Source organism: Vibrio sp. DNB22_10_4, assembly GCF_052879755.1.
The window spans coordinates 1-248 of sequence record NZ_JBNNXW010000106.1 but is presented as its reverse complement, the minus strand read 5'-3'; the positions used below and the strand labels follow the sequence as shown (position 1 = coordinate 248).

At 64.9% G+C, this 248-nt stretch carries 1 protein-coding gene; it reads left to right on the top strand.

Going from position 1 to position 248, the window contains the following annotated elements:
* A partial coding sequence (locus ACVA6Q_RS24855) for a hypothetical protein (protein WP_446649254.1) occupies nucleotides 1-201 on the top strand: 201 nt, incomplete at its 5' end.
* Nucleotides 202-248 lie beyond the last annotated feature (47 nt).

Genomic DNA, 248 nt, shown 5'->3' with positions numbered 1-248 from the left:
CTGCGCGACCACGGCAACACGATTGTGATCATCGAGCACAACCTCGACGTGATCAAAACGGCAGACTGGCTGCTGGACCTGGGGCCGGAAGGCGGCGCCGGCGGCGGGCAGATCATCGCCAAGGGCACGCCGGAGGATGTGGCGAAGAGCAAGGCGAGCTTTACCGGCAAGTACCTGGCGCCGCTGCTCAAGCGCAAGTAAGCGGCCTCGCTCCAGCGCGCCCAAAAAAATCCCCGCCTGACGTACGC